Origin of the sequence: Protofrankia sp. BMG5.30 (assembly GCF_001983005.1) — a bacterium.
GTDB classification, from domain to species: domain Bacteria; phylum Actinomycetota; class Actinomycetes; order Frankiales; family Frankiaceae; genus Protofrankia; species Protofrankia coriariae.
The window spans coordinates 1-3,794 of record NZ_MOME01000089.1; the positions used below are offsets into that span (position 1 = coordinate 1).

Annotated in this window: 3 protein-coding genes and 2 pseudogenes; all 5 read left to right on the forward strand. The window is 66.2% G+C overall.

All coding sequences use genetic code 11. The features are described 5' to 3' along the window. Nucleotides 1-728, forward strand: a pseudogene (locus tag BL254_RS28900) (hypothetical protein); the annotation flags it as partial. Then, nucleotides 715-918 (forward strand): annotated as a pseudogene (locus BL254_RS28905) (hypothetical protein); the annotation flags it as partial. The pseudogenes BL254_RS28900 and BL254_RS28905, both read left to right, overlap by 14 nt. Before the next feature lie 291 nt (nucleotides 919-1,209). Then, nucleotides 1,210-1,341 carry a hypothetical protein gene (locus BL254_RS29050; RefSeq protein ID WP_256386281.1) on the forward strand — a complete coding sequence of 44 codons (132 nt, stop codon included), beginning with the start codon at nucleotides 1,210-1,212 and terminating at the stop codon, nucleotides 1,339-1,341. Nucleotides 1,342-1,814: 473 nt separating this feature from the next. After that, nucleotides 1,815-2,579 carry a TIGR02391 family protein gene (locus tag BL254_RS25525; protein ID WP_083731370.1) on the forward strand — a complete coding sequence of 255 codons (765 nt, stop codon included), beginning with the start codon at nucleotides 1,815-1,817 and terminating at the stop codon, nucleotides 2,577-2,579. Next, on the forward strand, nucleotides 2,576-3,794 hold a 1,219-nt coding region (locus BL254_RS24650; RefSeq protein WP_139342508.1), incomplete at its 3' end, for a hypothetical protein. The genes BL254_RS25525 and BL254_RS24650, both read left to right, overlap by 4 nt.

Sequence of the window (3,794 nt, forward strand, 5' to 3'; positions counted from 1 at the left end):
CACCACCCGCCGCCTACGACACGCTGACCCTCCGCCCGGTAGTCCGGTCAACAGTTCTGATCGGCACCCGACACCTCGCCATCCACGGCGGACCCGTGGAGGTCGTCCGCGCCGCGCGGCGGCTGCTCATCTTCTCGAGCACGGTGACGCTCGCGTTGAACGTCGCCGAACCGCTGATCGCCGGCCAATACGGCAAGGCCGCCTTCGACGCCGTCGGACCACTCCTCCTGATCGGATGGGCAGAAGCCGGGCCGGACCTCCTTCAGGGCCTTCAGGGCCTGCAGGGCACGACCGTCGACCGCGACGCCGCCGTGCCGACGGCTGATCGGCCAGCTGGGCCGGTCGTCGAGGCGGACGTGTTGGCGTCCGCGCCGGTTCACCGGGCGGAATCCGGTAGCGGTCCCGTGGAGGTGGTGCGTGCGGCGCGGCGGCTGCTCATCTTCTCCAGCACGGTCACGCTGGCCTTGAACATCGCCGAGCCCCTGATCGCCGGCCACTACGGCAAAGGCGCCTTCGACGCCGTCGGACCATTGCTCCTGATCGGATGGGCGGAGGTCGCGCCGGGTCTGCTGCATGCCATGCACGTCACGGCGTCCAGCCGGGATGTGGCCGGACCGCGGGCAGGCGGCCCGCCTGCGCCCGGTGGCCGAGCGTCAACCACCCGCCCCCGAGCCGGGGACTACCGTTACGGGCCGGCTGTCGCGCGAGGTCGCGCGCCAGGCGCGTAGGCAGGACCTGCTGCACCGGGCCCGCGCCGAGGACGTGCTGCACTGGCAGTAGCACCAACGCCCGATCTCCGCGGAAACCCTGCGCAAGCGGCTGGAGGTCGGCGCCGGCACCGCCCGCGGCCTGGTCACCCAGCTCCGCACCGACACCCACACCGCACTCGACGAACACGCCGACCCAGCCGCACCGTAGGGGCGCGAGGCTGGCTCAGTCCAGGTCGACCACTCGCCGTCTGCCACCTCGGTGTGCGGCAGGCGGGCCGACAGATCACATGGTGGTCGGCCGCCGGGCGGCCGGCGGGCTGTCATCCTGACCGACAAACGACGGCGGAGGTCAGTCGTCTGGGTGGGTCGCGGAGGACGCCAGGTGGCGGAAGATCTCGAGGACGTCGAGCCTGGAAACACGGCTGATCAGGCACACCGCGACGGTGCCGTTCCCGCTGGGCGGCCTGTGAAGATCCGTCGGTATCCGGCGGGTCGGCCGGTGGTCACCGAGATCGAGACCGTGCCGATGACCGCGGCGCAGCGGCAGGAAGCGGTCTCCGTATTGGCGACGCTGATCGCCCAGTGGGAACAGGCCGGCAGCCCCACCAGCCAACGCAACCAGACAGACTGAACCGCTTTCTAGCGGGCGGTGCGGGTGAGGACCGCGATGGCCGGCGAGGCCGGCAGCGAGGCGGTCTTCCTCGTCAAGATCCATGCCGTCTGGTATGCCCCAGCGGCTTGCACGGTCCCGGGCGGGGTCGGGTCGGGCGGGAGGGCAGGTCGGGATCGCGAGACAGATCTCCCAGCGTCGCCAGCGGCTGCTCCGGGCCGAACGCCAAAGGCGGCAGAAGAGGCTCGCCACCCGGCTCCGGCGAGGACTCGCACGGCAGGCGCAACGATGGTGCTGATCATGGCCAGCCGGCACGCCTCTCGATTGATCGCCGTCACGACCGGGCCTCGGATCGTAGGGCCGGAGCCACCGATCGCGCGGCAGCCCCACTGCTGTTCGCGATTGCTCGGTACGCGCCGCGGGTGCCAAGGTGGGCATCGGTCGAGGCGAGAGCGGCTGGCTGGTTGTCGCACCTACCCGGTACGGTCGCCGCCATGAACGACGCTCTCGCCCATGAACGCCTTGTTGGAGTCCTGGGACTCATTGACCGTTGGGGTGAGCTGTACGACCGGCGTTGGGGCAGGCGAGACCGCTACGTAGAGGACGCCGGTCTCGCGCCGCAGGTCGATTCGCTCCTCGATGAGGTCCGAGCCCGGACGAAGCTGGCCCACGACGTGGTCGTCGCTATGGGTGAAGAGGCCCTCGCGGAGAAGGTTGTCGAGCATGAAGAAGGGCTATACGGAGGTCATCCGTTCACCCAGGCTCGAGTGGCGCTTGTCGAGGCGATCGCCATCCTGGCTCAGCGAGCGGAACTGGCCGAGATCGTCGGCCCAGTCGGGCCGCGGCTCTCAGCATCGGAGCTGCATCCGACGATCTGGGGCGCCGCCGCCCAGCTCTGGGATGACGGTCACCTCCGTGCCGCAGTGCAGACCGCGGCGACGGCGTTCGAGGGGCTGCTCCAGCACAAAGCCGGCCCTCATGTGTCAGGCGAGAATCTAGCCAGCCTCTTCTCCGGCAAGGATCCGACGGTCGGATCGCCTCGTCTTCGGATTCGTGATGTAGATCCCGCGTCCAACACATGGAAGTCCGCCCATGAGGGCGCCGCGGCGCTGGTACGTGGCGCCTTCTTGGGTGTGCGCAATCTGGTGTCACATCCTGGGTGGCCCGATCCGAATGCTCGTCAGGCCCTGGAGATGCTGGCCGTGTTGAGCTATATAGCCCGCCTTGTCGATCAATCGGACACATTGCAGATACCATGACTTTATCCCCTTTTTCCGACATCGCAGCGATGCGTCTCGCCCGTGATGGAACAATATCCGTCGCGTTCACGAACGGGCGGTGCGCGACGGCGACGCTTGGGCGAGAAGTGTTTGAATCCAGCAGCACTATTGCCTCGTCCACCTATCTTCCGCAGTCATCTAGGATGCACCTTCAAACTACGCGCGGAGACGGCATTCTCGTCGATCTCCCGCTACCCACCGATCTCGCACCCACACAAGGCCGACCAACGATCTACTTTGATCAAAATCATTGGAGTACTCTCACCAAGGCGATTTACCAGCCGGACCGGGTTGACGACGAACGGGAGCGTCTAGCAGCGGAGCGGATCATCAATCTTGCGATTAATCGCCGAATTGTGTTGCCAATGTCATCGGCGCACATTTCTGAAACGTGTAAGCAGGTCGATGTCGAACAGCGCTATCGACGCGCGCTTACCATCGTCCGGCTGTCAGCAGGCTGGCAACTGCGCGACCCGTTGGAGCTTCGGCGGCTTGAGATACGGCAAGCACTGACGATGCGCTACCGTGATCGCCGCCTTATCCTTCCCGCCGTGGTAACTCTCGAGCCCAACGCCATCCAGTCTGGCCGAATCGAGACCGTCCCACCCGCCGATGCCAACTTGCCGCTCCAAGCCCAATGGGCCATCCGTACCATGGCGCACATCGGCGGGATCGTCGATGTGATGCTTGACGCGAGACACGTGCCGATGATTTCTGCCGACGGGTGGGCAGCCGGTTTCCAGCGCTTCGCATCTTTCCTGCGAGACAACCCAACCGCAAGGGAGATGAAGCGACGGCGGACGCACGCAAAGTTCATCGCCGATATTATGCCGGAGCTGATGGAAGAAGCCGCCCGAGCCGGCGTCACACCCGACGAGATGACCGACTGGACGCTTAACCACAGCGAGGAAGACCTGAGGTCCATGGCTGCCCTCGGCTTGTTTCGCGAGATCCTCCACGAAAAGCTCTCCGACGGCAATCTCCGCTGGGAAGGAAATGATCTGGTCGACATGATGTATCTCACCGCCGCCGCCGGCTACTGCGATCACGTCGTCGGCGAGCGCGTGCACACATCGCACATCGCGAACGGACTCCGACGGCTAGTGCTGTGGCCGGGTTGGTTCACCGTGTTGTGGGTCGTGCTGGCGGGGCAGGCTGGTGAGACGGTGTCCGATCCAGCTGTGTGGGGGTGTG